We start from the raw sequence: 25713 nt of genomic DNA on the forward strand, positions 1-25713 counted from the left end.
ACGTATGCAAATCACCCCTTCTATTTTCAAAGCCTATGACATCCGCGGTGTGGTGCCGTCCACTCTGAACGAAGAAGTGGCCGAGGCCCTGGGCAAAGCCTTTGGTACGCATGCCCTGGCGCAAGGCGAGAGCACCGTGGCCGTGGGGCGCGATGGTCGCCTGAGTGGGCCGGCCTTGTCTGCAGCACTGATCCGCGGCTTGGTGGCAGCAGGCATCCAGGTGATCGACATTGGTCTGGCCACCACCCCCATGTTGTACTTTGCGGCCAGCACCGTTTGCCAAAGTGGCATTCAGGTGACCGGCAGCCACAACCCCAAGGATTACAACGGTTTCAAGATGGTGCTGGGTGGTCGTGCCATTTATGGCGAGGAAATTCAGGGGCTGCGCCAAATGATGGAAGCTGAGCGCTGGCAACTCAAGGACGGTGGCAGCGTTCGGCAGCTGGAGGTGTTGGCCGACTACACACAGCGCATCGTAGGCGACATCCGTCTGGCGCGGCCCATGAAGATCGTGATCGACTCGGGCAATGGCATCGCGGGCGCTTCGGCCCCCGGTATTTTCCGCGCCTTGGGTTGTGAAGTGATCGAGCTCTTCAGCGAGGTGGACGGCAACTTCCCCAATCACCACCCCGACCCGAGCAAGCCGGAAAACCTGCAAGACCTGATCCAAGCTTTGAAAACCACGGGCGCTGAATTGGGCCTGGCTTTTGACGGGGATGGAGATCGCTTGGGCATCGTGACGGCAGACGGCAACAACATTTACCCCGACCGCCAGATGCAGTTGTTTACGCAAGATGTGCTCAGCCGCGTGCCCGGCGGCACCATTTTGTTCGACGTCAAGTGCTCGCAACGACTGGCCCCGGCCATTGAAGCTGCAGGCGGCAAGCCACTGATGTACAAAACTGGTCATTCGCTCATCAAGGCCCAAATGCGGGCGATTGAGGCCGCAGGCGGCCAAGCCCCTTTGGGCGGCGAGATGAGCGGGCACATCTTCTTCAAGGAGCGCTGGTACGGTTTTGACGACGGCACTTACGCAGGCTGCCGTTTGCTCGAAATTGTGAGCAAATCCCCGGACGCCAACGCGGTGCTCAACGCATTGCCCACCAGTTTCAGCACGCCTGAGCTGAACGTGCCCTGCGCCGAAGGCGAGCCGCACAGCGTGACCAGCGCCTTGCAGGTGCTGGCCGGTGATGCGTTCAAAGCACCGGCCAAAGTCTTCACCATCGACGGCCTGCGTGTGGACTGGCCCGATGGCTTTGGCCTGATCCGCGCTTCCAACACCACGCCGGTGCTGGTGCTTCGCTTTGAGGGGCAGACCGAAGCGGCGCTTCAGCGCATCGAGACGGCCATGTTGGCGCTGCTGCGCTCGGTCAAGCCCGATGCGCAGATTCAGGCGGCGGCGCATTGAGCAAAACAGTCAAGGACAAACATTCATGAGTGCACTTCACGCTGTGTTGAGCCCGGACCCTGAGGTCATCGTATTCAACTTGAAGCAGCGCTACACCGGTGTGTCTGCCACCATCAATGCGCTGGTGCCCTTGCAGGCCCAGCAGTGGCGTTTGGGTTTTTGCGGCACACGGATGTCCAACGGCATCGATGGCATGACACTGGGTCAAGCGATTGCGCTGTCGCGCAAACCGCCAGCAGGGCGGCCTTTTCGCATCTGGCATGTGCGGCGTGACCCGGAAATGATGGCGGCGATTTTTGCACGTGATGTGTTGCGGCTGCCGATCAAGCTGGTGTTCACCTCGGCGGCTCAGCATTTGCATGGCCGCTTTCCACGCTGGTTGATTTCCAAAATGGACGCGGTCATTTCCACCACGCCCCTGGCGGCCAGTTTTGTACCCAATACCACCGCCGTGGTGCCGCATGGGATTGATTTGTCACGTTTCAGTCCGCCGCCAGACAAACTCAAGGCTTGGGCCGATTCGGGCTTGCCCGGCCAATACGGCATCGGTGTTTTTGGTCGTGTACGACCCGACAAAGGCAGTGATGTGTTTGTACACGCCATGATCCAGGCCTTGCCACAGTTGCCGGGTGCAACCGCCGTGATCGCGGGTCTGGCGCAGCCGCAGCACCAGGCTTATCAGCAAGATCTTCAGCGCCAAATCGACGCGGCAGGATTGCACGATCGGATCGTCTTTTTGGGTGAGGTGCCTGCGGGTGAGGTGCACCTGTGGTACCAACGCTGCCTGTTGTGTGTGGCTTGTCCGCGTTATGAACCCTTTGGCTTGACGCCTTTTGAAGCCGCGGCCACAGCTTGTGCGTTGGTTTGCTCGCGCACCGGTGCCTTTGACCAATTGGCCATTCCTGGCCAAACGGGCGAGATGGTCGACACCGGCGATGTCAACGGGTTGGTTCAGGCGGTCTTGTCTGTGCTCCAAGACCCGAACCATGCTGTGAGACTGGGTAAGGCTGCCCGTGCCCGCGTGAGCGAGTACTTTTCGCTGGACCGAGAAGCCGAAGGCATTGCGCGTGTTTACAGCGCACTGTTTGAAAAGGTCCCTGCCTGATGACGCAGGCGGTGTCTGGTTTGACGGGGTTCGAGCGGCTGGCCTTGAGCGCCTATGGGTTCTTGCTGAAGGTCTTGCAGCCCTTGCTGCGCCACAAGCTGCGCCGTCGCGCACAGCACGAGCCTGAATACGGGCAGGATGTGGCGCAACGCTTCGGTCAATACACGGCCACTGCGCCTGCAGGCGATTTTGTCTGGCTTCATGCCGTGTCATTGGGGGAGACCCGCGCCGCCGCCTTGCTGTTGCCGGCTCTGCGCGAGGCCTTCCCGGGCATGCGTCTGTTGCTGACACACGGCACCGCCACTGGCTGGGTGCAGGGCAGTGCGCTCCTTCAAGCGGGGGATGTGCAAGCGTGGTTGCCTTGGGACACGGCGCGGGCGACGCGTCAGTTCTTAGCGCACTTCAAGCCGCGCCTTGGCTTGCTCATGGAGACCGAGGTTTGGCCTCAACTGGTGCAGGCTTGCCTTCAAGCGGGGGTGCCTTTGTGTTTGCTCAATGCGCGCATGAGTGAGAAATCTCTTGTTGCAGCGCTGCGCTGGCCTCTGCTGTCCGGTCCTGCCTACCGTGGCTTGAGTTTGGTGCTGGCGCAATCGGCGATGGATGCGCAGCGCTTGCTGCGTTTGGGTTGCCAAGATGTGCGTGTGGTGGGAAATATCAAGTTCGATGTGGTGGTCTCGGCGTCAGCCCGAAACCAGGCGTCACGTTGGCGGCGCGGTTTGGGCAGCCGGCCCGTTGTCATGCTGGCCAGCACCCGCGAGGGCGAAGAGTTGTTGTGGCTGCAGGCCTTGCAGTCTCAGCCTGATCGTTTGGCGCAACTCAAAGCGTTGGGCGTTGTGTGGCTGGTGGTGCCCAGGCATCCGCAGCGTTTTGACGAGGTACATGCTTTGCTTGTGCAAGCCGGGCTGGATTGCGAGCGCAGAAGCACATGGGGTGATCGTGAGCCTGATGCCGTTCGCATGGCCAGCGCTGATGTGATTTTGGGCGACAGCTTGGGCGAAATGCAGACTTACTATCTGGTCAGTCGCATGGCTTTGTTGGGCGGCAGTTTTGCACCCTTGGGTGGTCAAAATTTGATTGAAGCCGCGGCGTGCGCTTGTCCCGTGGTCATGGGGCCGCACACGTTCAATTTTGCAGATGCGGCCGCTGCGGCGGTTGAGCAAGGTGCTGCGGTGCAGGTGCAAGACATGCAAGCGGCTTTGGACGAAGTTGTGCAGGCATTGGGCCAGCCCCAGCGCCTTGAACAGGCGCAAGGCGCGGCGGCCCAGTTGTTGGAAAAAGGGCGGGGTGCTGTGCCCAAGCACATCCACGCTTTGCGCGCCATGGCTGTGATCGATATGAAGGGGGACGTGGTATGAACCACCCGGCTTTTTCGCAGGTCACCATCGTGGTGGTTACCTACAACAGTGCACATTGTTTGCCGATGCTCGCTCCGTTGTTGTCGGTTTGTCCGAATGTGATGATTTCGGACAATGGCAGCGATGACCACACGGCTGCGAAAGCCCAAGCCTTGTGGTCGCATGTGACGGTTTTGGCACATGGCCGCAACCTGGGTTTCGGCGCAGCCAACAACCGTGCCTTGGCTCAGGTGAAAACACCGTTTGCATTGCTGCTCAATCCCGATTGTGAAATGACGGTGGCGCAGCTGCAGGAGCTCCTGGCTGCAGCTGAACTGTTCCCAGACGCGGCCCTGCTGGCCCCCCAGTTGGTCAACGCGCATGGCCAGCCGGAGGTGAACTACCGTTGGCCCAGCACGCACTGGGCCTCTCGAGGTCCAGCAGCGAGTGGTCCGGCCAGCGTGGGTTTTGTGTGCGGCGCTGTCATGTTACTGCGCATGCGTATTTGCCAGTCCACACGGTTTTTTGATGAAACGTTTTTCTTGTATTACGAGGACGACGATCTCTGTCTGCGATTTTTCCAAGCCCGTTTGCCCATGGTCATCATCCCTCAGGTGCAGGTCTTGCACCGTTCGCGTGGTTCAGTCAAAGGCAAGTCGCCATGGCGCAGCGAATATTGGCGAGGCTATTACCATGCGCAGTCCAAGATCACGTTTGTTGCAAAGCATCTTGGTGGGTATGAAGCTGCCAAGAAGCGGCATCGCCTTGTTGGGATCACCATGTTGGCCTTGTGCGTCCGCGTTCTGCTGCCTTCTCCCAAGCATGTTGCCCGAATGGCTGGTCGGTTAATGGGCTTAATCAATTACAAAAATCCATACCAATGAGCCATTTCCAGACATACGTTATCAATTTGGATCGCTCTAAAGATCGTTTGGTTGCCATAGCCGCTCAGTTAGAAAATATCGGCTTGAGCTTCATTCGTATTTCTGCGGTGGATGGAAAGCAAGCCAATTTTGAGGAACTAGCTTGTATTGATGAGCAGTCTTACCAAAGCAAGCACGGGAAACCTTCGTTACCTGGGGAGTTGGGTTGCTATTTATCGCATGTGAAGGCAATTCGAACGTTTTTATCGTCAGATGCCCCATTCGCTTTGATCTTAGAAGACGATGCAATTTTTGACAGTGGCCTATGCGAGGCTGTGAGTGAGTTGATTCGTTATCCGAAGAAATGGGATATGGTCAAGCTCTCTGGCGTGCACTCAGGTACGCCTGTCTCCGTTCTTGCCTTGAATTCCAAATTTGATTTAGCGGTGATGTTCAGTAAATGCACATGCTCCAGTGCATATTTGATCAATCGTATAGCCGCCCAAGCTTATATCGAAAAGCTTTTGCCGATGACGCTACCTTATGATCACGAATTCGATCTTGGGTGGAAGTATCAAATTCAAGTCAGAGCGGTGAATCCTTTTCCAGTGGTCCATAACGAAGCCGTTGCAACAACCATTGACAGCGGGTCTGCACCCAACTCTAAATTTCGTGGCCGCAAACGGTGGTCAACTCACCTTTATCGAATTCGAACGGAGTTTTCTCGAGTACTTTATGCTGTTTCCAATTATTTGCGTTCCCGTTGATGAACTACCAAATTGCAATTTTTTCCTACAACCGTGGGCCTTACCTGCGCAATTGCGTGGAGTCGGTGCAGCGGCACTGTCCCGGTGTGCCCTTCACGGTGTACGACGATGGCAGCGATGAACCTCAGTTGGTCAAATACCTCGAAGACTTAGGCTCATCGGTGCGCCATATGCAGGCCGCCGACACGAGTCGCCACGGCGGCTTTTACACGAATATGCAAGCGGCCCTAGATGAGTCAAAGGTCGACGTTCTGTTGCTCTTGCAAGACGATGTTCAAGTGGTACGTGATGTGAATGATTCGGATGTGCAAGCTTGGTTGGCTTATTGGGGTCAGCATCCCGATTGTGCTTTTTTAAATCCAGTGTTCATGAAGGGTGGGCGACGCGCCGACTTTCTTCGTTATTACCAGCCCGATCCACAAGAGCGTGTGTACCACTGGGTGGAGAATCCGACAAATCCCAGTAAAGACGGTCCTGTGCCTCGTTATTACATGGATGTGTGCTTGTGCAATGTCAAGCGCTTGAAAACTGTTGCCTGGCAGTACCAAGGCAGTGAGTTTCTCAATGGGCAACAAGCGGGGGCTAATTTTGCGCATGGTATGCCTCAGTTGCCAGAGCCGTTTGTGTTTTACGTGCCCGAGGAGCCGGTTTACCGAGAGCGTGTTAAGACCAAAGGCACCGCATTGGCCGAGCGTTTTGCCGGTGAAACGGTGAAGCGTTTTGTGAGTATGAGCCCCTGTGATGCCGAACATTTCCGGGCTAGAGACTTGTCGGCGTACCCCTTTGCTGAAGACTTTATCAACACCCAGGATCCGAGTGTTCAGCGCCCGTATCGCTTTAATGTTTACCGTACACACTGGCTGGCACGTTTGGTCAATAAATTAGAAAAATTATGGAAAAAATAGACACCTCCTACCGATTTTTCCCCTGGATTACTGGTGCGCTGATGGCGGGCGTATTGGTTGTGCCCGGGTTTTATGTTTTGCTATCGCTGTGGCTGGCTCTTTTTGGAGCTTGGCATGCACGTGGTTGGATACAGCGCATTTGGCAACCCTCCCAAGCGATCGGCGCTGTGCCTATCTGGGTGGGAATGGCGGTGTATGTGTTGTTTGGCATATCGGTAGGCCTATTCCATGGGTATAAAGCAGCCTACTTTGATGCCTATGTTCCTATGTTGCTGGCCCCGTTCATTGTGAATGCGGTCGTAGTGGCGCGCCCGCCTGTGAAGATGCTTTGGTTTGGGGCTGCTGCCGCTGCTGTTCTGTCGGGTGTTGTGGCCAGTTACCAGTCTTTGTATTTGCAGACGGGCAGAGCCGGTGGGGCCATGAACAACGTCATCATGTTTGGTGATTTAGCTGTTGTGCTAGCCATGGTTTGCGCTTTTGGCGCTTTTTTTGGCGTGACCGATACGGAACCGCGGTGGATGCGGCGATTCATGTTTCTGGGTACGGCCATGGGTGTCTGGGCTTCTTTGCTCAGCGGGACCAAGGGTGGCTGGATATCCATCTTGATGTTGTCTGTGATTTTGGTTTGGATGGCTTTACGTCATTGGCATTGGATTCGGCGTGTGGCAGTGGCAGGTGCTGTGCTGTTCGGCGTATTGGTGGCCGCATTTCTGGCGCCGCCAGATTTGGTCGTCAATCGGATTTCTAACGGGTTACAAGGCGCGCACACTTGGTTAACGACAGGGCAAATCACGGAGGGCTCTGTCAGTATCCGTTTGGAAAAGTGGAAGCAGGCCATTGGCATGGTTGTCGACAAGCCCTTGACTGGCTGGACGACAGAAGGGTCCGTGATTGAAATTGATAAACGACTTCGTCAAACGAGCGCAGGTGCATATCCTGGCGGTGGGCGGTGGACTCAAACCGAAAACGACCTTTTACAAGCGGCCATTGTTCATGGCTTACCAGGTTTGGCTTCTAGTTTGTTTCTTTATTTTGGTTTTTTGTGGGGGTTCATTCGAATTCGTCAACAAGCTGTACACAACATGTTGTGGGTTGGGTTGGCCACAGTGGGTGTATTGCTGGTCGTGTTGATGTTGGAATTTGGTCTTTCTGTGGTGGTGTTGGGGCGCAACGCCTTTAGACATAGTTTGATTTTTTGGGGTATGTCAGTCCTAGCGTATTTGATTCTTTTACGGCCCCAAAGGCCTGCAGGAAAATGAAACTTATTTGGCTGTGTCACCCCATCAAAAAAGCCGTGGGTGGCGTGAAAGTGATTTACCGGCAAGCCGAATTGGTCGATGCTTTGCTGACCCCTTTTGGTCACCAGTCGGTGGTCATGCACCCCAATACGTTGTCGTTCCGGGTCAAATGGTTTGATTCTAGGGTTACTGTCGAAAGCCAATTTTTCAAATGGCGTTGGGCTGGAAAGCCCTCTTTGTCGCGCATTGCAGGTTGTTTTGATCTTGAGCAGCATATGGTGGTTGTGCCGGAGCTGTGGGCGCGCAAATATGGTGATCAGTTGGCTGAAATGGGCGTGCCTTATGCCATTTATGTGCAAAACGGCTATTACATAAGCAAAGGTGACCCCGCTGTTTTGAATGCGGCTTATGCTGGTGCCAAGTGTATTTTGACGATATCCGACGACGCCAGTCGTTGTGTTGCCATGGCATTCCCTGGCACGGATAGTCGTATTTTGCGGGTTCACTATTCGGTCGATGCTACACGGTTTAACGCCCACCAGAGCAAAGAAAACCTCATCACTTATATGCCGCGCAAGTTGGCAGACCATTCATCCAAGGTTTTGTTTTTCTTACGCAATCATTTGCCAGATCATTGGCGAATTCAACCCATCGATGGTTTGAACGAGATGGGTGTCGCGGATTTGCTTCAGCGTTCAAAGATTTTCATGTCTTTCAGTCACTTCGAGGGTTGTCCCTTGCCCCCTTTGGAAGCTGCACTGTCGGGCAATCAAGTCATAGGCTATACCGGTCAGGGTGCTCAAGAATATTGGATGCCTGAGATTTTCGAGGGTATTGAGTCAGGCAATGTGGTCGGTTTTGCTCAGAGCGTTCTGTGCAAAGTAAAGCAGCTTGACGCCATGCCCAGCTTTCCGATTGAGTCAGAGGCGATTGAGGTCTTGTCCAAGCAGTACAGCCTAGCCCAAGAGTGTGCGGACATGCAGACCTTCATCCAGTTGATGGGGCTGACCGCTTAATTCGGCTTGGCGCGGGACTGTTCCCAGCGCCACGCATGCCGCACGATGGTTTCCAAGTCAGTGATTTTTGGTTCCCAGCCAAGTTGCCGGCGAGCGAGTGTTGAGTCGGCCACTAGTCGGGCTGGATCGCCGTCGCGTCGGGGGGCATCGCGAATAGCAATTGATCGGCCAGTCACACGTTTGGCAGCATCGATTACTTCTTGGACTGAAAATCCGTTGCCGTTGCCCAGGTTATAACGCTGGCTGCCCGCACCTCTCATCAGGCTTTGCAGTGCCAGCCAGTGTGCTTCACAGAGGTCATTGATGTGGATGTAGTCGCGAACACAGGTGCCGTCAGGTGTGTCGTAATCTCGACCAAATACCTCAATGTCAGAACGCAGCCCAGACGCGGTTTGTAGCACCAGGGGGATAAGGTGTGTCTCGGGATTGTGTCGCTCACCTAACTCGCCGTCAGGGTCGGCTCCGGCTGCGTTGAAGTAGCGTAGACACACCGACCGCAAACCGTAGGCCCTGTCGTAGTCATCCAGCACCTTTTCAATCATTAGCTTGCTGCGTCCATAGGGATTGATGGGATTCTGGGGGTGCATTTCGTCCATCGGGGTGTACTGTGGCGATCCAAAAGTAGCGGCAGTTGACGAGAAAATGAAGCGCTTGACATTGGCAGTTAGCATCGCGCCAAGCAAATTCAGGGTATTTGAGACGTTGTTTTCATAATATTTGGCGGGGTGCTTCATAGACTCGCCAACTTGAATGAACGATGCAAAATGCATCACAGCGTCAAAGTTGCCAGTCTCCAATAACTGCGCCAACAAAAATCGGTCAGCAACATCGCCCTCGACAAATGAGCCGAACAATATGGCATCACGATGGCCATTGCTTAAGTTATCTAACGTGGTCACATCACAGCCCCTACGACCAAGTAATTTGACCATGTGAGAACCAATATAACCAGCACCACCGATTACCAAGACATTCATTTAATTTATGTACTTTGAATTTTACGGAGTAAAAATTTAAATTATCTTTCGGTGACTGGATTGGCGTGTTTAAAACAGCTAAACTGAAAATTGAAGGCCTAAGTCGAATTATTTTTGCAGGAGGTTACTGATGTTGAGTACATCCTCAGCTTTCAGCACCCCAGCCGCCTGGCGCAGCTTCAACTGACCCAGCAAGACGTCGTAACGCGCTTTGGCCAAGTCGCGCTTGGTCTGGAAGAGTTGACTTTGGCTGTTTAGCACATCGATGTTGATGCGCACGCCCACCTGGTAGCCCAGCTTGTTGGCGTCCAAGGCGCTTTGGCTGGAGGCTTCGGCGGCTTCCAGGGCTTTGACCTGGCCCAGGCCGGATTGCACGCCGAAAAAGGCGGTGCGGGCGGCTTGGGCGACCGAGCGCTGGGCGGCATCCAGGTCGTTGCGGGCTTTTTCTTCCAGTGATACGGTTTCTTGAATGCGGTTTTGGGTCGCGTGACCCGCGTACAAGGGCAGGTTGAAGTTCAGGCCGATGGTGCCGGTGTTGTTGTTGAGCCTGGAAGGTGATGGATCACCGCGGAATCGTGTACCGCCATAGGACGCAGTCAAGTCCAGCGTGGGCATGTGCCCAGCTTTGGCTTTTTCGGTTTCGAGTTGGGCCACTTCCAGACCAATGCGTGCCTGCTCAATGCTGGGGCTTTGCGCTGTGGCTTGTTGGACCCAACTCTCGGCATCCCCAATCACGGTGGGGTTGAGGTTGGCGCCTGATTTGAGGGCCACGGGCTGCGCATTTTGCAGACCCACCGATTGGTCCAACGCCAGCTTTTTGACGCGCAGATCGTTTTCGGCCGCAATTTCTTGCGCGCTCACCAAGTCAAAGCGCGCTTGCGCCTCACGGGTGTCGGTGATGGTCGATGTGCCGACTTCAAAGTTGCGCTTGGCGGCGGCCAGTTGCTCGGACACTGCGGTTTTTTGGGCTTTGACAAAAGCCAGACTTTCCTGCGCGGTGAGCACCTCAAAGTAGGCTTGGCTTACACGCACGATCAGTTCTTGTTCGGCCGCTTTGAGCTGTGCTTGAGCCAAACCGACTTGTTTCATGCCTTGCTGGTAGCCCGCCCAATTCGCGGGGCGGTACAGCGGCTGGCTGGCGCTCAGCGTGGCGTTGCGAGTGCCATACCTTGCATCTGGCGTGCTGGTTTGGCTGTCGAAGTCGCTCTCGCTCACCGTGGCGGCCAGTCCGGCAGTTGGCCGCAGCAAGGCCTTGGCTTGCTCGGCTTTGGCCAGGTTGGCCTGGTACTGCGACTGCGCGGCTTTGAACGCAGCGTCATGGCCTTTGGCCGCTTCGTAAAGCTGAGACAGGCTTTGGGCCTGGGCAGTGCCTGCCAGTGCAGCGGCCAGAGAAAGGGTCAGAGGCAAGAGGCGCAGTTTCATGGAAAGCTTTCAAAAATTCAGCGAAGCCAGTCGATTCAATAAACCGGAATGGTCGGGTCGACTTGGGCAGACCAGGCGTGGATGCCGCCCGAAACGTTGGCCACCTGGAAGCCATGCTGTTGCAAAAAGGCCGCCACTTGCATGCTGCGGCCGCCGTGGTGGCACAGGCAGGCGATGGGACGGGATTTGTCCAGCTCATCCAGGCGTGCAGGAACGGTTTGCATGGGCATGTGCACCAGGTCCAGCGCGTCGGTTTTGGCACTGGCGGTTTGCACTTCCCAGCCTTCACGCACGTCCAGCAGAACGGGGCGTTGTGTCTGGCCTTTGGCCCAATCGGCGAGCTGTGCGGGGGTGATTTGTTCCATGGCGGGCCGTTCAGAATTGAAAGCGTGAGTGCTCGGGGAAACCACTCAGGCGAGGGGCGTTGCAGTCCCAGGGCTCTGTGGTGGTCCAGTTGCTTTCGCTGGTGCGGGTGATCAGCGTGGCACGCATCATGGGCTCGTCCCCCACGATGGCGACCAGACGGCCACCCACGGCGAGTTGCTGCAGCAAGGCGGCAGGCACTTCGGCCACCGAGCCGCTGAGCACGATCACATCAAAGGGGCCATCGGCCGCTGCGCCCTGGCTGCCATCGGCTGTGCGCACGACCACGTTGGTCACGCCCGCTTTTTGCAGGTTGGCTTGGGCTTGGACGGCCAAATGGGCGTCGATTTCCAGGCTCAGCACGCTGGCGGCCTGGTGCGCCAGCAAGGCGGCCATGAAGCCGGAGCCGGTGCCGATGTCCAGCGCTTTGTCGGTTTTCTTTACAGCCAGGTCTTGCAGCATGCGTGCCTGAACGCGGGGCGCCAGCATGACCTGGTTGGGCGCAGTACCCAGCGGGATTTCCATGTCGACAAAGGCCAGTGCTTTGTGCGCCATGGGCACAAAGTCTTCACGGCGCACGACCGAGAGCAGTTCCAGCACTTGGGGGTCCAGCACTTCCCAAGGGCGGATTTGCTGTTCGATCATGTTGAATCGGGCTTGATTCAGATCCATTTGGGTACTCCTGAGGGGGTTATCGCTAAATGCATGGATTTTAAGGGGGGCTGACGTCCTGTCCCTGACGGGCGGGGGCAAGTCCTGCTTTGCGGCGCAGCCATTGCGCCAGGTCGTCCATGTAGCAGTACACCACGGGCACGACCACGAGGGTGAGCAAGGATGAGGTGATGACCCCGCCGATCACGGCCTGGCCCATGGGGGCACGTTGCTCCGAGCCTTCGGTCATGGCAAAAGCCAGCGGCACCATGCCGAAAATCATGGCCAAGGTGGTCATCAAAATCGGGCGCAAGCGGACTTTGGCGGCCATCAAAAGGGCCGCGCTGCGTTCCATACCTGGGATGCGGCGGCCTTCCTGGTCGGAGTGGTCTTCGCGGGCGCGGATCGCAAAATCCACCAGCAGAATTGCGTTTTTGGTGACCAGACCCATCAGCATGATGACCCCGATGATCGAAAACATGGACAAAGTCGAGCGGAAAGCCATCAGGGCCAGCACCACCCCAATAAGCGTGAGCGGCAAGGCCGTCATCAGGGCCAGGGGCTGGAGGAAGCTCTTGAACTGGCTGGCGAGAATCATGTAAATGAAGATCACCGCCATCGCCAGGGCCGACACGGCGTAGCCAAATGACTCGGCCATGTTTTTGGTGGAACCGCCAAACTGGTAACGGTAGCCTGGGGGCAGGTTGACACCGTCCATGATTTTGCGGATGTCTGCGGACACTTCGCCTGCGGCGCGGCCATAGGTGTTGGCGTTGATGGCCACCTCGCGCGTCAGGTCGCGGCGGTTGATCTGGTTGGAGCCGGTGGATTCGCTGATCTTGGCCACCTGGCCCAGGCGCACTACACGCGGGTTGCCATCAGGCCCGGCAGCCACGGCAAACGGCAGCCGCTCCAGGTCTTGGGTGGCGTTGCGGCTTTCCGGGGCCAGGCGCACGTTCACGTCATAGGTCTGGTCGTCGGGGGCTCGCCAGTTGCCCACCGTCTGGCCAGCCACCAAGGTGCGCAACGGCCCGGCGATCTGGGCGGTGCCCAGTCCCAGATCGGCCGCCGAGTCGCGCAGCACCTCCACGCGGATGGTCGGTTTGTTGGCTTTGACGCTGGAGTCCAGATCCACCAGGCCGGGGATGTTGCGCACTTTGTCCATCACGCCCAAAGCCAGTCGCTCCAGCTCGCGCTGGTCGGGGCCTTGCAGCGAAAACTCAACCTGCTTGTTGCCGCCCACCGAGTCCAGCAGGCCCACGTGCGTGACCGTGATGCCCGGCACCTGGCTCAAACGCTCGCGCAGCACGCCTGACATGTCGTCCACATTGCGTTGTCGGTCCTTGCGGTCGACCAGACGGATGTAGATGCTGGTGCTGTTTTTGCCCAATGAATTGCCAGTGTTCAGCGTGGCCAGGGTGTAACGCACTTCCGGCAACTCGCGGATGATGGCTTCTACCTGACGGGCCTTGGCTTCGGTGGCCTCCAGCGAGCTGCCCACGGGGGTCTGGAAATTCACGGTGGTTTCAGAAAAGTCCGCCTTGGGCACAAACTCGGTGCCCACGAAACGCAGCATGAAAATGCTCAGCGCAAAAATGCCCACCGCCATCAGCACGGTTTTACGTTTGTGCACCAGCGACCAGGCCAGGATTTTTTGGTAACCCTCGGCCAGTTGGTCGGTGCCCCGGTCAAACCAGCCGGTCACCCGGCCGATGGTTTTGTCGTAAAAAGTGACGGGGGCGTGGTACTTGCCATGCGCTTCGATGCTCGGGTCGTGCCAGATGCTCGACAACATGGGGTCGAGCGTGAAGCTGACAAACATCGAAATCAGGACCGCCGCCACGATGGTGATGCCGAACTCGTGGAAGAACTTGCCGATGATGCCCTCCATGAAGCCGATCGGCAAAAACACCGCCACGATGGACAAAGTGGTGGCCAGCACGGCCAGGCCAATCTCTTGCGTGCCATCCATCGAGGCGTGCCAGGCGTTTTTGCCCATTTGCACATGCCGCACGATGTTCTCGCGCACCACGATGGCGTCGTCAATCAGCAAGCCCACGCACAGCGACAAAGCCATCAGCGTGACCATGTTGATGGTGAAGCCGAACATCTGCATGAACATGAAGGTGCCGATCAGCGAAATCGGCAAGGTCAGCCCGGTGATGACGGTGGACCGCCAGGAGTTGAGGAACAGGAACACGATCAACACCGTCAGCACAGCCCCCTCGATGAGCGTGCGCCGCACGTTGTCCACCGCCACACGGATGGGGCGGGAGCCATCGGTGATAGGCTCCAGCCGGATACCGGCAGGCGTCTGACTCTGCATGTCGGCCACGGTTTTCACCAGGCCATTGATCACGTCGATGGTGTTTTCGTCCTGGGCTTTTTGCACCGTCAGCAGCAGCGTGCGCTGGCCGTTGTACAAGGCCATCGTTTCAAGCTCCTGGGCACCGTCTTGCACCCGGGCCACCTGCGACAGGCGGATGGGGGTGCTGCCTTTGCGGGCCACGATGATGCGTTCAAAGTCCTCGGGGCGCTTCATGCGCGATTCGATCTGAACCATGCGCTCTTGCTCCAGCGAGCGGATCGCGCCGGCAGGCAAGTCCTGGTTCTCGTTGCGCACAGCGCTGACCACCTGGTCTGCCGTGACGCCCAGCGCTTCCATGGCCGAGGGCTGCAGGTACAGGTTGATTTCGCGCCGGGTGCCTCCGACCAAAGAGACCGAGCCCACGCCGCGCACGTTCTCCAGACGTTTTTTGAGCACTTGCTCGGACCAGTTGGTCAGCTCCACTGCGCTGGGGGCTTGGCCTTGCACCGCTTGCGGCACCACGGCCAGCGACCAGATGGCGCGGGCGGACGGGTCAAATCGCAGCACTTTGGGTTCTTTGACTTCGGTGCGCAGGCTGGGGCGGATGGCCGCCACTTTTTCGCGCACGTCTTCGGCCGCTTTGCGCCCATTGATGTTCAACTGGAACTCGATGACCACCACCGACTGGTTCTCGTAACTGCGGGAAGTGAGGGCGCTGATGCCCGCGATCGAGTTGACACCTTCTTCGATCTTTTTGGAGACTTCGCTTTCCACGATCTCGGGCGAGGCCCCGGGATACTCGGTGCTGACCACCACCACCGGAAAATCGATGTTCGGGAACTGATCCACCTTCAGGCGCTGGTAGGAGAACAGGCCCAGCACCACCAAGGCCAACATGACCATGGTGGCGAAGACAGGGTTTTTCAGGCTGACGCGGGTGAACCACATGGTCGGCCTCTTTCAGCGCACGCCAGCGGTGAACTTCACCTGGGTGCCTTCGCGAACCGCCCCTGCGCTGGCCATCAGTACCTGGGTGCCTTCACTCAACCCCTTCACCTCGACCCAGGTCAGGGTGATGTTCTGCTGGGTTTTTTCGGTGCGCGTGCCAGTTTGTACCGACACATGCCGCACCCGATCGCCATCGACCACCTGCACATAGGGCAGAGGCTTGTCGGTGCGCACGCTCGACAGCGGCACGGCCAGCGCCCGGGCGCTGCGTGTGCCCAGCAAGCCTTCTGCAAACAAGCCTTGCCGCAAGCCTTCCTGGCCGGGCACGCCCAGGTACACCAGCACACTGCGGCTGGCCGCTTGGGCCGCGGGGTTGATGCGCAAGACCCGGGCGGTGACGGCCTCGTCCTGACCCTCGATTTTCAGCTGGGCCTTCATGCCTGGGCGCACCAGGCCCGCATCGGCGGCGGGCAGGGCCGCTTCCAGCTCCAGCTGCGTGAGGTTGACCACTTCGACGATTCGGGCGTCCAGCGCCATGCGCTCACCGGGTTGGGCCAGACGCTGGGCAATCTGGCCGCTGATGGGTGAACGCAGGGTCGCATCCTCCAGTGCCTTGCGGGCCACATCGAGTGCCGCTACCGCCGCCATGTGGGTTGCCTTGGCGCCGTTCAGGCTGGCCATGGCGTTTTGCAAGGCGGTCTGCGAGATGAAGCCTTGGTCCACCAGGGCCTTGTTGTTGTCGTACTGCTTTTGTGCAATGTCCACCTGGGCCCATGCCGCGTCGGCTTGTTGCTTGGCTTGGCGCTCCCGGGCCTGGTATTCGGTGGGGTCGATGCGGGCGATCACCTGGCCGGCCTTGACCACGTCGCCTTCACGAACGGTCAGCTCCAGCAGTTCACCCACCACGCGGGCCTTGACCATGGCGCTTTGGCTGGCCTTGAGCGTGCCCGAAACGGGCAGGCCCAGCAGCATGTCCATGTTTTGAACCTGGACCACATCGCTGGCGCTCAACTCAATGACGGGGGCGGCTGGCGCGCTCGTTTTGGCGGTGTTGCTGGCAGGCTGGCTGAGCCAACGTGCACCGCCCGCGACCAAGGCGGCAGCGGCCACGGCCTTCAAAATCCAGAGGGTCGATTTTTTCATGGTGTTTGGGGCAGAAATCTGTTGAATATCAGGCGGGCGAAAGCCCACGCGCCATCAGGCGGGCGTGTTGGGAGATGAAGGCTTCGGGGTCTATTTGCTCTTGGCTCGGACAGCACGGCCCCATGGAGTGCTTCCACATCACCAAAAACAAGAGCGGTGCCATGACCGAGTGCAAGACCAAATCCACGTTCATGGCCTGGAACTCGCCCCGGTCAATGCCGCGTTGCAAGGCATTGCGCACCAAGGTGTGAGCGGGCTCGATCACTTCGTTGCGGAAAAAAATAGCCAGGTCAGGGAAGTTGCTGGCCTCGCTCATGACCAGTTTGGAAATGCCGGATGCCTTGGTGGCCCCATAGCGACGCCACCACTGCAACATCATCCATTCGAGCAACTCTCCGGTGCTGCCCTGAAACTGCGCTACTTCGGCAGCGCCTTGGGCCACGGGGGCCACCACGTTTTCGCGCACCACGGCCTTGAACAGGTCTTCCTTGCTGGGGAAGTACAAAAACAGGGTGCCTTTGGACACGCCCGCGCGTGCCGCCACTTCTTCGACACGGGTCGCAGCGAAGCCTTTTTCGACAAACAAATCCAGCGCAGCTTCTAGCAGCTCGCCCGGGCGGTCTTGTTTGCGGCGTTCGCGTTTGTGGGGGAGGGCAGGGTCGATGGGGTTCACAACATCGGATTAATGACTGACTGGTTAGTAATGTAAGCTTTGCGCAGGGCTGCGTCAAGGCGCTGGTGCACTCTGACGGCCAACAAAAAGGGCTGCCCGTGGGCAGCCCTTTCATGCTTGATTCTGTGCTTGAAAGCGCAGTCTCAGTTCGAGAAAGCGGGAATCCCGGTGATTGCCCGGCCCAGGATCAGGGCGTGCACATCGTGCGTGCCTTCGTAGGTGTTGACCACCTCCAGGTTCACCAGGTGGCGGGCCACGCCGTATTCGGCGCTGATGCCGTTGCCGCCCATCATGTCGCGCGCCATGCGGGCGATGTCCAGCGCCTTGCCGCAGCTGTTGCGCTTGAGGATGGAGGTCAGGTCCACCGATGCGGTGCCTTCGTCCTTCATGCGGCCCAGACGCAGGCAGCCTTGCAGGCCCAGGCTGATTTCGGTCAGCATGTCGGCCAGTTTCTTTTGGATCAGTTGGTTGGCGGCCAAGGGGCGGCCAAACTGCTGGCGGTCCATCACGTACTGGCGGGCGCGCAGGTAGCAGTCTTCGGCGGCACCCAGAGCGCCCCAGGCGATGCCGTAGCGGGCGCTGTTGAGGCAAGTGAAAAAAGTAATTGTTCGGTCACCGATTGAGATACGATCGCTGAAGCGATCGTTCTGCAGATTTCGCATAAGGAGAATTCACATGACACGTCCTATCGGCATAGATCTTTTTGCCGGAGTCGGAGGGCTCAGCCTAGGCTTTGAGCAGGCAGGATTCGACATCGTCGCTTCGGTGGATATCGACCCCATTCATTGTGCTGCTCACAAATTTAATTTCCCTAAATGTGTCACGGTCTGTAAGAGTGTGGTGGAAGTTACTGGCGATGAATTGCGGCACTTGGCAGGTCTTGGCAAACGCGACATTGACATCGTGATGGGTGGCGCTCCTTGCCAAGGATTTTCTATGATAGGCAAGCGGGCGCTGGACGACTCCCGCAACCAGCTCGTTTATCACTACGTGCGGGTGGTCATGGAACTCAAACCAAAGTACTTTGTCTTTGAAAACGTCAGGGGTCTGACCGTCGGTAAACACCGCCGCTTCTTGCAGGAGGTCATTGAGGCGTTCCAAGCTGGCGGCTATGAGGTTGAGACTGACTACAAGGTGCTTAATGCCGCCGACTTCGGGGTACCGCAAGATCGGCGTCGCCTGATCCTCATGGGTGCCCGCAAGGGGCTGCCCCTTCCCAGCTATCCCGAGCCTATGTCCCGGACTACCGTGGGCGAAGCTATTAGCGACATTCCAGACGCCGAGCAGTTTCCAGAACTCTGGGAGCGTGATTGGACAAAAGTTAAATACGGCAAGCCTTCTCCCTATGCCGCCTATCTGCGCGGCAACAAAGATGATCCTACTAATTTTGGCTATCGTCGACATTTCGACGCTTCGTTGCTTACCAGCTCACTGCTGACAGACCACACCCCATTGTCACGTAGCCGCTTTGCTGCCACGGCACCGAATGAGGTGGAACCCATCAGTCGTTTCAAGAAACTCGCCTTAGGTGGCCTTTGCAACACCTTGCGCGCAGGCACAGCCAGCGACCGAGGCGCTTTCACCTCGCCGCGCCCAATCCATCCAACAGCTGCGCGCGTCATAACCGTTCGCGAAGCGGCTCGCCTGCATTCGTACCCAGATTGGTTCCGCTTCCACGCCACCAAGTGGCACGGCTTTCGGCAGATCGGCAACAGCGTACCGCCGATGCTGGCCCGCGCCGTAGGAGCGCAATTTATGTTGGCGCTAGGCAAAACGCCCGAGAAGCCTGGAGTGTTCTTGAACCTTGGCGATCAATCCCTGATTGCCATCTCCATGACCACAGCGGCGGCTATGTTTGGTGTGCCCAGCACAGTGATCGCGCCTAGGAACCGACCCGGAGAAAAGCTCGATCCGACATTGCCGCTGTTTGAAGAAGCCGAGGTTGCCGCCCTATGAGCGAACTATCCAAAACCCCCAGTCGTTACCACCAACTGATTGAGAAGATCTTCTTTGACGGCTATCGCAAGGGGATCACCGAGATACCGTTTGAGCGCAAAGCTCTCAAAGAGGCAGCGGCTGCCTTGAAGATGGCCTTGCCCGACAACTTGGGTGACGTTATCTATTCGATCCGTTTTCGGACGCCCATGCCCGCCAAGATACTCATCACCCAGCCCAAAGGGCGTGAGTGGATTATCGAACTGGTTGGACGCGCCAAATACCGCTTCCGCTTGGCCAGTGCTAATCGCGTGGTGCCGAACCCGAATCTTGCAGTCATTCGGATTCCCGACAACACCCCCGAAATCATTGGGTCTTATGCGCTCGACGATGAACAAGCGTTGCTCGCCAAGGTGCGCTATAACCGACTTATAGACATCTTCCTTGGTCTGACTACGTTTTCGTTGCAGAACCATTTACGGACCAGCGTCAAGGGCATCGGCCAGATTGAGATCGACGAGCTGTATGTTGGTCTGGATAAATACGGTTGCCACTATGTTATTCCGGTGCAGGCCAAGGGTGGAAGAGATCAGATTTCTACGGTGCAGACGGCACAGGACACTGCTTGGTGCGCGCAAAAATATCCCAAGCTTCGGTGTCGAGCGATCTCAGCTCAATTCGTGACCAGCGATCAGATCGCATTGTTTGAACTTAAGATTGAAGACGATCAGCTAAAAGTGGTTGAGGAGCGGCACTATCGATTGGTGCCCTCTGGAGAGATCGACATTAATGAGATCGTTGCCTATCGAACTTGACACATTGGGTATTCAAAGCAAAAAGGCTGCCACTGGGCAGCCTTTTTAGTGACATAAAGCAATCTCAGTTCGAGAAAGCGGGGATCCCGGTGATCGCCCGGCCCAAAATCAAAGCGTGCACGTCGTGTGTGCCTTCGTAGGTGTTGACCACTTCCAGGTTCACCAGGTGGCGCGCCACGCCGTATTCGGCGCTGATGCCGTTGCCACCCATCATGTCGCGCGCCATGCGGGCGATGTCCAGCGCTTTGCCGCAGCTGTTGCGCTTGAGGATGGAAGTGACTTCCACCGGGGCGTTGCCCGCGTCCTTCATGCGGCCCAGTGCCAGGCAGCCCTGCAGGCCCAGGCTGATTTCGGTCAGCATGTCGGCCAGCTTTTTCTGGATCAGCTGGTTGGCGGCCAGCGGGCGGCCGAACTGCTGGCGGTCCATCACGTACTGGCGGGCGCGCAGGTAGCAGTCTTCGGCGGCACCCAGTGCACCCCAGGCGATGCCGTAACGGGCGCTGTTGAGGCAAGTGAACGGGCCTTTCAGACCGCGCACTTCAGGGAAGGCGTTTTCTTCAGGGCAGAACACCTCGTCCATCACGATTTCGCCGGTGATCGAGGCGCGCAGGCCGACTTTGCCGTGCACGGCGGGTGCGGACAGGCCTTTCCAGCCTTTTTCGAGGATGAAGCCGCGGATCTGGCCGCCATCGTCCTTGGCCCAGACCACGAACACATCGGCGATGGGGCTGTTGGTGATCCACATCTTGGCGCCGCTGATGCTGTAGCCGCCGTCCACCTTTTTGGCACGGGTGATCATGCTGCCGGGGTCGGAGCCGTGGTTGGGTTCGGTCAGGCCAAAGCAGCCGATCCACTCGCCACGGGCCAGTTTGGGCAGGTATTTCTGTTTTTGCGCTTCGGTGCCGAAGTCGTTGATCGGCACCATCACGAGGGACGACTGCACGCTCATCATGGAGCGGTACCCGCTGTCCACGCGCTCGACCTCGCGGGCCACCAGGCCGTAGCAGACGTAGTTCAGGCCTGCGCCGCCGTACTGCTCGGGGATGGTGGGGCCCAAGAGGCCCAACTCGCCCATCTCGCGGAAGATGGACACGTCGGTGGTTTCATTCAGAAACGCATCTTTCACGCGGGGCAGCAGCTTTTCCTGGCAGTAGGTGCGGGCGGCTTCCTGCACCTGACGCTCGTCTTCGGTGAGCTGGGCGCTGAGGTTGAAGGGGTCTTCCCAGTTGAAGGTGTTTTTGGGGTTGGCCATGTTGAGGTCTCCGTTAGAAAAATCTTGAAGCCGATTGTCAGGGTGAGATGAATAGTTGTCTAATATTGATTATCGATCCATCAATACATTTTTTGAATTCATGGAATTCCGTCACCTGCGCTATTTCCTCATGTTGGCCGAAGAATTGCACTTTGGCCGCGCCGCGCAGCGCCTGTCCATTTCCCAGCCGCCGCTCAGCCTGAACATCCAGCAGCTCGAAGCCTCGGTGGGGGCGCAGCTGTTCACCCGCAACAGTCGCGGTGTGCAGCTCACGGCGGCGGGCCAGGCCTTTGTGCCAGCCGCCCGGGCACTGCTGGCGCAGGCCAGCGCCGCCGCTCGCGAGGCGCGCGATGTGGCCGAGGGCCAGTCGGGCCAGCTGCACATCGGCTTTGCCGGGACCATGTTGTATTGCGGCCTGCCGCAAATCCTGAGCCGCTTTCAGGCCAGCCACCCGCGTTTGCGTCTGGAGTTGCGCGAACTCAGCTCGTCCGAGCAGCTGTCGGAGCTGCTGCGGGACCGGCTCGATGTGGGCTTTGTGCACACGCCGCGGGTTCCGCCGGGTTTTGAGCAAATTCTGGTGGCCAGTCAGCCCTTGGTGGCGTGTTTGCCCGCCAGCCACGCATTGGCCAGGGCGGCCAGCATCGGTCTGGATGAACTGGCCGGACAAGACCTGGTGGTGGTGTCGCGCATGGTGTCGCCCGATTACCACGAGCGCATCGTGATGCTGTGCGAGCAGGCGGGCTGGATGCCGCAGGTGGTGCACGAGTTGCGCCATTGGCTGAGCGTGGTGTCTCTGGTCTCGCAGGGTTTGGGAGTGGCGCTGGTGCCGCAGGCCCTGCAGCAGTCGGCCCTGGCGGGCGCGGTGTTTGTGCCGCTGCGCGATGTGGAGACGCGTTACGACACCCGTTGCCTGTGGCGCAGCGACCGAGACCAGACGGCGCTGGGGGACTTTGTCCAGGCGGTGCAAGGCGGGCTGATGGGCCACGGATAATGGATCGCATGTCTCAAAAGGAACCCACATGACCCAAACCCTGGTTTTAGGCGGCGGCTGTTTTTGGTGCACCGAGGCGGTATACGTCAAGGTGCGCGGCGTGACCGATGTGGAGTCGGGCTACTGCAACGGCCAGACCGTGGCCCCCACTTACGAAGAAGTCTGCACCGGCCGCACGGGTCACAACGAAGTGGTCAAGCTCGAATACGACCTCGCGCAAATCAGCACCCGCGAGCTGCTGGAAATCTTTTTCGTCATCCACGACCCCACCACTTTGAACCGCCAGGGCAACGATGTGGGCACGCAGTACCGCAGCGGCATTTACTTCACCACGCCCGAGCAGGCCGAAGAGGCGCTGGCGATGATCGCCGAGTTGACGGCAGCCAACGCCTTTGGTCAGCCCATCGTGACCGAGGTCTTGCCGCTGGCCAACTACAGCGCGGCCGAGGAGTACCACCAAGACTTTTTTGAGCGCAACCCCTACCAGGGTTACTGCATGGCGGTGGCCGCGCCCAAGGTGAGCAAATTCAAAAAGACGTTTGCGCGCTTGGTGCGCGACTGACAGCAAGCCCCATAGACACCCATGAACCGCATTGCTTTTTTCCTCGCCGCCATGACCTTGTCTTGGACAGCGGTCGCCCAGCACAGCACCCAGGAAACCCAGGAAGACATTGCCCGTCACCGCGCCATGGCCCAGGCGCACGAGGCCGCAGCCAAGTGCCTGGAGTCCGGCAAGAAGCCCGACCAATGCACCCAGGAATTGCAAAAGGCCTGCAAGGGCCTGGCGCTGGGCAAGTATTGCGGCATGAAACACGCCCATTGAGGACTGGTTTCAGGGGCCGTCAGGTTTGGCTTTGCGCCATGGGCGCGGCTACGTGGTTTCCGTTGAGTCCGTGCGGTAACAGGCCGGGATAATCCAGGCATGAACCTCGATCACCCCGTCCTGTCTTCGCTTTTGCCGGTTGTTTTGCTGATCTTCATTGGCTTTGTCGCGGGCAAAGCGAAGCTGGTGCGCGGTGAATCGGTGCGCGATTTGTCGAACCTGGTGTTTCTGGTGCTGACGCAGGCGCTGCTGTTTCGCACCATGAGCAGTGTGCACATTGAGCAGCTGGACTTCAAACCTGTGGCCCAGTATTTTTTGGTGGCCGGCAGCCTGTTTGCAGCCATGCTGTGGGCGTATGGCGGTAACAGCCGGGCGTCGGTGCTGGCGCTGGCCAGTATTTTCAGCAACACCTTGATGATCGGCGTGCCCCTGATCGGGCTGGCTTATGGGCAAGAGGGCCAGGTGTTGCTGTTTACCCTGATTTCTCTGCACGCGCTGGTCTTGCTCAGCGCCGCCACTTTGGTGCTGGAGCTGCAAGTAGCGCATGAACAGGCGGCCTTGTCGGGTGAGCGGCGTGCCATCTGGCGCACGGTGGCGTCGGCCATCCGCAACGCCATCATCCACCCGGTGCCGTTGCCGATTTTGGTGGGTTTGGCCTATGCCCAAACCGGCTGGGGCCTTCACCCCATCGTGGACCGCCCATTGGCTTTGCTGGGCAGCGCTTTCGGCCCCATCGCCCTGGTGCTGGTGGGCATCACCTTGTCGCAAACGCCCATTGGCAAGCAAGCCCTGTCGGCTTTCAAGCTGTCCTTGGTGAAAACCGTGCTCCATCCCATCCTGATGCTCGCGGTGGGCTGGCTGTTGGGTTTGCGAGGCCTGCACTTGGCGGTCATGACCGTGGCTGCGGCTTTGCCTATCGGGGCCAATGTGTTTTTGTTCTCGCAGCGTTACCGCAAAGAAGAAGACGCCGTCACGGCCGGCGTGGCCGTTTCAACCGCCATGGCGGTGGTCAGCGTGTCGGCGGTCATGGCGGTGCTGCCTTTGTTGCCTGCTTGAAGACGCTTGTTGCGTTCAGGGAGCCAAACGCTCGCGCAGCCAGCCGCTGCCTTCGGGCGTGTAGCGCAGCCGGTCATGCAGACGGCTTTTGCGGCCTTGCCAGAACTGCCAGCTGTCGGGCACGAGGCGGTAGCCGCCCCAGTGCGGCGGGCGCGGTGGGTTGAGCATGAATTGCGCTGCGTATTTGGCGGCATTGGTCACCAGCACGGTGCGCCCGTCGATCACCTGGCTTTGCGGCGAGGCCCAGGCTCCAATGCGTGAATCGAGCGGGCGGCTGTGGAAGTAGGCGTCACTTTCTTCGTCGCTGACCTTTTCCACCCGGCCTTCGATGCGCACCACGCGTTCAAGCTCAACCCAGTGAAACTGCAGCGCGGCAAAGGGGTTGCCCGCCAGTTCCTGCCCCTTGCGGCTGTCGTAATTGGTGTACCAAACGATGCCGCGCTCGTCATAACCCTTGATCAGCACCACCCGGGTGCTGGGGCGCAGGTTGCTGGCCACGGTGGCCAGCGTCATGGCGTTGGGTTCGGGTACTTCGGCGGCGATGGCTTCCTGCAGCCATTGGGCAAATTGCTGCAGGGGGTCGGCGTGGGAAGCGTTTTCGTTGAGCTCGGCTTTTTCGTAGCTCTTGCGCAGGTCGGCGATGTTCATGGGCTGAGTATAGGCAGAGCCAGTGTGCGGTTGCCGACTCGTGGGCGATGGGCTTGGGGCTGGCTGGGCTTGGGGCTGGCTGGGCTTGGGGCTGGCTGGGCTTGGGTGCGACAGGACGCTCAGACGTGTTTCAGTCTGCGTGCCGGAGCAAAGCGGCCAAAGCGTGGTCTTCGATGCCGTGGGCCCGCAGGCTCTCGTAGGTTTGGCGGGCATAGTCCAGCGTGGTGCCAAAACGCCCGCAGGCCTGCCGGAAAATTTGCCGATAGGTTTCACTGGGCAAATGGCCGGTGAAGCTGGGGCTGGTGCGCGGCAGGGTAAAGGCCAGTGCCTGAACGCGTCCTTGTGGTGTGTCGCAGGGCAACCAGTTGGGGGTGTATATGTCCATGGGCATTTCACGTTCCCAAAGCCGCACCAACACCGCATCGGCTTGGTCCCGGTCCACTCGGTAGGCCACGCCTTGGCAGCTGCCGCCGCGCAACAGGGCAAACACCAGACCTGGGCACTCCGGGCTGCCCCGGTTCAGTCGGCTCCACATTTTCAAGGCGCGGTGCCAGCCCCAGACGCGGGTGATGTGCTGTTCCTGCGCCTCGAACTCGGGCCGCCACAAGAGAGACGCATAGCCAAACACCCACAAATCCCGGCCAGCAGCTTGCGCTCTGAAGCGGTCGAGCAAATCGGTTTGAAACGCCGTCGCTACGCGATCTGCCCCGTGTTCGCTTGCGGCATGGGCGGGTGTGTCAGTCATGTGCCATGGGACCCCATTACAATCTCGCCACTATTTTCGGAGAAAACAAACATGTCGACCCCTCAAGATGACAATCAACCTGTGGTTTGGGCCGTTTTGGTGGCCGTGATCGTGCTGGCCGTGGGCCTGGCCATCGGTTTTGGCATTGCCAAGAGCAAAAAAGCCGCACCTGCTGCCCCTGTCGCTGCGACGGCCCCTGCTGCCGAGGCCTCTGCACCAGCCGTGGACGCCTCTGCAGCGCCCGCTGCAGCCGAGGCATCTGCCGCCAAGTGATGCCTCACCCGCTTTGCGAAACCCGCTTCGGCGGGTTTTTTTGTGTCTTCGAGC

Annotated in this window: 25 protein-coding genes and 1 pseudogene; 15 read left to right on the forward strand and 11 right to left on the reverse strand. The window is 58.6% G+C overall.

Annotated elements, in window-relative coordinates; all coding sequences use genetic code 11:
- Nucleotides 1–4 precede the first annotated feature (4 nt).
- The 8 genes from ACHEXL_RS03445 to ACHEXL_RS03480 are packed head-to-tail and all read left to right on the forward strand — an operon-like array spanning nucleotide 5 to nucleotide 8636.
- Nucleotides 5–1408 carry a phosphomannomutase/phosphoglucomutase gene (locus tag ACHEXL_RS03445; RefSeq protein WP_416560641.1) on the forward strand — a complete coding sequence of 468 codons (1404 nt, stop codon included), beginning with the start codon at nucleotides 5–7 and terminating at the stop codon, nucleotides 1406–1408.
- 25 nt (nucleotides 1409–1433) lie between these two features.
- Entirely contained in the window at nucleotides 1434–2513 is a 1080-nt protein-coding gene (locus ACHEXL_RS03450) for a glycosyltransferase family 4 protein (RefSeq protein ID WP_416560642.1), read from the forward strand.
- Nucleotides 2513–3868: a 3-deoxy-D-manno-octulosonic acid transferase gene (locus tag ACHEXL_RS03455; RefSeq protein ID WP_416560643.1), complete on the forward strand. Its 1356-nt coding sequence runs from the start codon at nucleotides 2513–2515 to the stop codon at nucleotides 3866–3868. The genes ACHEXL_RS03450 and ACHEXL_RS03455 overlap by 1 nt, the downstream gene beginning before the upstream one ends.
- On the forward strand, nucleotides 3865–4731 hold the full coding sequence (locus tag ACHEXL_RS03460; RefSeq protein ID WP_416560644.1) for a glycosyltransferase family 2 protein: 867 nt from the start codon (nucleotides 3865–3867) through the stop codon (nucleotides 4729–4731). Before ACHEXL_RS03455 ends, ACHEXL_RS03460 begins: the two co-directional genes overlap by 4 nt.
- The gene (locus ACHEXL_RS03465) at nucleotides 4728–5477 is read left to right on the forward strand and encodes a glycosyltransferase family 25 protein (RefSeq protein WP_416560645.1); all 750 of its coding nucleotides are present in this window, start codon (nucleotides 4728–4730) and stop codon (nucleotides 5475–5477) included. The genes ACHEXL_RS03460 and ACHEXL_RS03465 overlap by 4 nt, the downstream gene beginning before the upstream one ends.
- Nucleotides 5477–6382 carry a glycosyltransferase gene (locus tag ACHEXL_RS03470; RefSeq protein ID WP_416560646.1) on the forward strand — a complete coding sequence of 302 codons (906 nt, stop codon included), beginning with the start codon at nucleotides 5477–5479 and terminating at the stop codon, nucleotides 6380–6382. Before ACHEXL_RS03465 ends, ACHEXL_RS03470 begins: the two co-directional genes overlap by 1 nt.
- Nucleotides 6370–7641, forward strand: a complete 1272-nt coding sequence (locus tag ACHEXL_RS03475; RefSeq protein ID WP_416560647.1) for an O-antigen ligase family protein — start codon at nucleotides 6370–6372, stop codon at nucleotides 7639–7641. Before ACHEXL_RS03470 ends, ACHEXL_RS03475 begins: the two co-directional genes overlap by 13 nt.
- On the forward strand, nucleotides 7638–8636 hold the full coding sequence (locus tag ACHEXL_RS03480) for a hypothetical protein (protein WP_416560648.1): 999 nt from the start codon (nucleotides 7638–7640) through the stop codon (nucleotides 8634–8636). The genes ACHEXL_RS03475 and ACHEXL_RS03480 overlap by 4 nt, the downstream gene beginning before the upstream one ends.
- Here the strand turns inward: ACHEXL_RS03480 and galE are convergent.
- From galE to ACHEXL_RS03520, 8 genes and pseudogenes are all read right to left on the reverse strand, one after another.
- Entirely contained in the window at nucleotides 8633–9613 is a 981-nt protein-coding gene (gene galE / locus ACHEXL_RS03485; protein WP_416560649.1) for a UDP-glucose 4-epimerase GalE, read from the reverse strand. The genes ACHEXL_RS03480 and galE overlap by 4 nt on opposite strands.
- A gap of 108 nt (nucleotides 9614–9721) precedes the next feature.
- Nucleotides 9722–11035, reverse strand: coding sequence for a TolC family outer membrane protein (locus ACHEXL_RS03490; protein ID WP_416560650.1), 1314 nt, complete (start codon nucleotides 11033–11035; stop codon nucleotides 9722–9724).
- Between the two features lie 35 nt (nucleotides 11036–11070).
- Entirely contained in the window at nucleotides 11071–11400 is a 330-nt protein-coding gene (locus ACHEXL_RS03495) for a rhodanese-like domain-containing protein (protein ID WP_416560651.1), read from the reverse strand.
- A gap of 10 nt (nucleotides 11401–11410) precedes the next feature.
- Nucleotides 11411–12070, reverse strand: coding sequence for a protein-L-isoaspartate O-methyltransferase family protein (locus tag ACHEXL_RS03500; RefSeq protein ID WP_416560652.1), 660 nt, complete (start codon nucleotides 12068–12070; stop codon nucleotides 11411–11413).
- A gap of 40 nt (nucleotides 12071–12110) precedes the next feature.
- Nucleotides 12111–15305 (reverse strand): efflux RND transporter permease subunit, encoded by a 3195-nt coding sequence (locus tag ACHEXL_RS03505; protein WP_416560653.1) that lies wholly within the window; start codon nucleotides 15303–15305, stop codon nucleotides 12111–12113.
- Between the two features lie 12 nt (nucleotides 15306–15317).
- A complete protein-coding gene (locus tag ACHEXL_RS03510) occupies nucleotides 15318–16448 on the reverse strand; it encodes an efflux RND transporter periplasmic adaptor subunit (RefSeq protein WP_416560654.1) in 1131 nt (376 codons plus the stop codon).
- Nucleotides 16449–16476: 28 nt separating this feature from the next.
- Nucleotides 16477–17121, reverse strand: a complete 645-nt coding sequence (locus tag ACHEXL_RS03515) for a TetR/AcrR family transcriptional regulator (RefSeq protein ID WP_416560655.1) — start codon at nucleotides 17119–17121, stop codon at nucleotides 16477–16479.
- 143 nt (nucleotides 17122–17264) lie between these two features.
- Nucleotides 17265–17717 (reverse strand): annotated as a pseudogene (locus ACHEXL_RS03520) (acyl-CoA dehydrogenase family protein); the annotation flags it as partial.
- A gap of 79 nt (nucleotides 17718–17796) precedes the next feature.
- Between ACHEXL_RS03520 and ACHEXL_RS03525 the strand changes: the two are divergent.
- On the forward strand, nucleotides 17797–19077 hold the full coding sequence (locus ACHEXL_RS03525) for a DNA cytosine methyltransferase (protein ID WP_416560656.1): 1281 nt from the start codon (nucleotides 17797–17799) through the stop codon (nucleotides 19075–19077).
- On the forward strand, nucleotides 19074–19871 hold the full coding sequence (locus ACHEXL_RS03530; RefSeq protein WP_416560657.1) for a hypothetical protein: 798 nt from the start codon (nucleotides 19074–19076) through the stop codon (nucleotides 19869–19871). The genes ACHEXL_RS03525 and ACHEXL_RS03530 overlap by 4 nt, the downstream gene beginning before the upstream one ends.
- A gap of 64 nt (nucleotides 19872–19935) precedes the next feature.
- On the opposite strand, the gene ACHEXL_RS03535 is transcribed toward ACHEXL_RS03530, so the two are convergent.
- Nucleotides 19936–21123: an acyl-CoA dehydrogenase gene (locus ACHEXL_RS03535; protein ID WP_416560658.1), complete on the reverse strand. Its 1188-nt coding sequence runs from the start codon at nucleotides 21121–21123 to the stop codon at nucleotides 19936–19938.
- Between the two features lie 100 nt (nucleotides 21124–21223).
- On the opposite strand from ACHEXL_RS03535, the gene ACHEXL_RS03540 reads away from it, so the two are divergent.
- The 4 genes from ACHEXL_RS03540 to ACHEXL_RS03555 all read left to right on the forward strand — a co-directional run bounded on the left by ACHEXL_RS03540 (nucleotide 21224) and on the right by ACHEXL_RS03555 (nucleotide 23993).
- Entirely contained in the window at nucleotides 21224–22114 is an 891-nt protein-coding gene (locus tag ACHEXL_RS03540; protein ID WP_416560659.1) for a LysR family transcriptional regulator, read from the forward strand.
- A 28-nt stretch (nucleotides 22115–22142) separates the two neighbouring features.
- On the forward strand, nucleotides 22143–22676 hold the full coding sequence (msrA, locus tag ACHEXL_RS03545; protein ID WP_416560660.1) for a peptide-methionine (S)-S-oxide reductase MsrA: 534 nt from the start codon (nucleotides 22143–22145) through the stop codon (nucleotides 22674–22676).
- A gap of 21 nt (nucleotides 22677–22697) precedes the next feature.
- Nucleotides 22698–22937, forward strand: coding sequence for a hypothetical protein (locus tag ACHEXL_RS03550; protein WP_416560661.1), 240 nt, complete (start codon nucleotides 22698–22700; stop codon nucleotides 22935–22937).
- A 99-nt stretch (nucleotides 22938–23036) separates the two neighbouring features.
- Nucleotides 23037–23993: an AEC family transporter gene (locus ACHEXL_RS03555; RefSeq protein ID WP_416560662.1), complete on the forward strand. Its 957-nt coding sequence runs from the start codon at nucleotides 23037–23039 to the stop codon at nucleotides 23991–23993.
- A gap of 15 nt (nucleotides 23994–24008) precedes the next feature.
- On the opposite strand, the gene pdxH is transcribed toward ACHEXL_RS03555, so the two are convergent.
- Together pdxH and ACHEXL_RS03565 are read right to left on the reverse strand one after the other, a co-directional pair.
- Complete coding sequence (pdxH, locus tag ACHEXL_RS03560) at nucleotides 24009–24641, reverse strand: pyridoxamine 5'-phosphate oxidase (protein WP_416560663.1); 633 nt, start codon at nucleotides 24639–24641, stop codon at nucleotides 24009–24011.
- 130 nt (nucleotides 24642–24771) lie between these two features.
- Nucleotides 24772–25386 (reverse strand): gamma-glutamylcyclotransferase, encoded by a 615-nt coding sequence (locus ACHEXL_RS03565; RefSeq protein WP_416560664.1) that lies wholly within the window; start codon nucleotides 25384–25386, stop codon nucleotides 24772–24774.
- A 51-nt stretch (nucleotides 25387–25437) separates the two neighbouring features.
- On the opposite strand from ACHEXL_RS03565, the gene ACHEXL_RS03570 reads away from it, so the two are divergent.
- On the forward strand, nucleotides 25438–25659 hold the full coding sequence (locus ACHEXL_RS03570) for a hypothetical protein (protein WP_108427730.1): 222 nt from the start codon (nucleotides 25438–25440) through the stop codon (nucleotides 25657–25659).
- Nucleotides 25660–25713: the final 54 nt, after the last annotated feature.

Source organism: Limnohabitans sp. YIMB22184, assembly GCF_048020265.1.
Lineage (GTDB): Bacteria > Pseudomonadota > Gammaproteobacteria > Burkholderiales > Burkholderiaceae_C > Limnohabitans_A.

Excerpts from the sequence above, each read along its gene's own strand:
- ACHEXL_RS03450 (WP_416560642.1), top strand. The coding sequence starts at position 1,434 with ATGAGTGCACTTCACGCTGTGTTGAGCCCGGACCCTGAGGTCATCGTA.
- ACHEXL_RS03535 (WP_416560658.1), bottom strand. The coding sequence starts at position 21,123 with ATGGCCAACCCCAAAAACACCTTCAACTGGGAAGACCCCTTCAACCTC.
- ACHEXL_RS03445 (WP_416560641.1), top strand. The coding sequence starts at position 5 with ATGCAAATCACCCCTTCTATTTTCAAAGCCTATGACATCCGCGGTGTG.
- ACHEXL_RS03475 (WP_416560647.1), top strand. The coding sequence starts at position 6,370 with ATGGAAAAAATAGACACCTCCTACCGATTTTTCCCCTGGATTACTGGT.
- ACHEXL_RS03570 (WP_108427730.1), top strand. The coding sequence starts at position 25,438 with ATGTCGACCCCTCAAGATGACAATCAACCTGTGGTTTGGGCCGTTTTG.
- ACHEXL_RS03495 (WP_416560651.1), bottom strand. The coding sequence starts at position 11,400 with ATGGAACAAATCACCCCCGCACAGCTCGCCGATTGGGCCAAAGGCCAG.
- ACHEXL_RS03460 (WP_416560644.1), top strand. The coding sequence starts at position 3,865 with ATGAACCACCCGGCTTTTTCGCAGGTCACCATCGTGGTGGTTACCTAC.
- pdxH (WP_416560663.1), bottom strand. The coding sequence starts at position 24,641 with ATGAACATCGCCGACCTGCGCAAGAGCTACGAAAAAGCCGAGCTCAAC.
- ACHEXL_RS03555 (WP_416560662.1), top strand. The coding sequence starts at position 23,037 with ATGAACCTCGATCACCCCGTCCTGTCTTCGCTTTTGCCGGTTGTTTTG.
- ACHEXL_RS03510 (WP_416560654.1), bottom strand. The coding sequence starts at position 16,448 with ATGAAAAAATCGACCCTCTGGATTTTGAAGGCCGTGGCCGCTGCCGCC.
- ACHEXL_RS03480 (WP_416560648.1), top strand. The coding sequence starts at position 7,638 with ATGAAACTTATTTGGCTGTGTCACCCCATCAAAAAAGCCGTGGGTGGC.
- ACHEXL_RS03455 (WP_416560643.1), top strand. The coding sequence starts at position 2,513 with ATGACGCAGGCGGTGTCTGGTTTGACGGGGTTCGAGCGGCTGGCCTTG.
- ACHEXL_RS03530 (WP_416560657.1), top strand. The coding sequence starts at position 19,074 with ATGAGCGAACTATCCAAAACCCCCAGTCGTTACCACCAACTGATTGAG.
- ACHEXL_RS03505 (WP_416560653.1), bottom strand. The coding sequence starts at position 15,305 with ATGTGGTTCACCCGCGTCAGCCTGAAAAACCCTGTCTTCGCCACCATG.
- ACHEXL_RS03525 (WP_416560656.1), top strand. The coding sequence starts at position 17,797 with ATGACACGTCCTATCGGCATAGATCTTTTTGCCGGAGTCGGAGGGCTC.
- ACHEXL_RS03565 (WP_416560664.1), bottom strand. The coding sequence starts at position 25,386 with ATGACTGACACACCCGCCCATGCCGCAAGCGAACACGGGGCAGATCGC.
- galE (WP_416560649.1), bottom strand. The coding sequence starts at position 9,613 with ATGAATGTCTTGGTAATCGGTGGTGCTGGTTATATTGGTTCTCACATG.
- ACHEXL_RS03470 (WP_416560646.1), top strand. The coding sequence starts at position 5,477 with ATGAACTACCAAATTGCAATTTTTTCCTACAACCGTGGGCCTTACCTG.
- ACHEXL_RS03550 (WP_416560661.1), top strand. The coding sequence starts at position 22,698 with ATGAACCGCATTGCTTTTTTCCTCGCCGCCATGACCTTGTCTTGGACA.
- ACHEXL_RS03500 (WP_416560652.1), bottom strand. The coding sequence starts at position 12,070 with ATGGATCTGAATCAAGCCCGATTCAACATGATCGAACAGCAAATCCGC.
- ACHEXL_RS03540 (WP_416560659.1), top strand. The coding sequence starts at position 21,224 with ATGGAATTCCGTCACCTGCGCTATTTCCTCATGTTGGCCGAAGAATTG.
- msrA (WP_416560660.1), top strand. The coding sequence starts at position 22,143 with ATGACCCAAACCCTGGTTTTAGGCGGCGGCTGTTTTTGGTGCACCGAG.
- ACHEXL_RS03490 (WP_416560650.1), bottom strand. The coding sequence starts at position 11,035 with ATGAAACTGCGCCTCTTGCCTCTGACCCTTTCTCTGGCCGCTGCACTG.
- ACHEXL_RS03465 (WP_416560645.1), top strand. The coding sequence starts at position 4,728 with ATGAGCCATTTCCAGACATACGTTATCAATTTGGATCGCTCTAAAGAT.